Source organism: Halorubrum sp. AJ67, assembly GCF_000513435.1.
The window spans coordinates 98,289-98,864 of the sequence record NZ_CBVY010000002.1 but is presented as its reverse complement, the minus strand read 5'-3'; the positions used below and the strand labels follow the sequence as shown (position 1 = coordinate 98,864).

Annotated in this window: 1 pseudogene; it reads right to left on the bottom strand. The window is 72.2% G+C overall.

The features are described from left to right. Positions 1-145: 145 nt before the first annotated feature. Positions 146-576: pseudogene (locus tag BN903_RS02545) on the bottom strand (hypothetical protein); the annotation flags it as partial.

Here is a 576-nt window from a genome sequence, read left to right as displayed (position 1 = left end):
GTGGAGCCGACCGATTCGAACGAGACGGTCGAGGGAAGTGAGAACGGAACGGACGCGGGCGACGGGGACACCGACGGGCGAGCGCCCGGATTCGGGGCGGTTCCCGCGCTCGTCGCGGTCGTCGCCGTCGCGCTCGCGGGACGCCCTACTCGCCGAAATCGGTGAGCGAGCCGGAGCGGTCGTCGCTGTCGCCGTCGGCGTCCGCCTCCCGATTGCCTTCGCCTTCCGCGTCCTGCTCGCCGTCCGATTCCTCCCCTCCAGCTCCTGGGTCGCGCCATGGATTCTCGGGGTCGACCGGCTCGACGGCGCGGTCGAGTTCCGCGGCGTCGTACTCCACGTCCTCGTCGAGCAGCATCGCGAGCCGCTGCCAGCGCGCGCTCTGCTCGTCTTCGCCCTCCGGGCCGACGCGCGCCCCGTGGGTCTTGAAGAACCTCGTGCCGCGGTCCAGTCTCGACCCCTCGCCGGTGTGGCCGTCGAAGACGGCGTCGAATTTCCCCTCCGGTTCGAGGTCGCCCACGGGGAAGTCGTGTGCCGGCTCCTCGCCGCGCTCGCGGGCCTCGGCCCTGACCTCGGCGA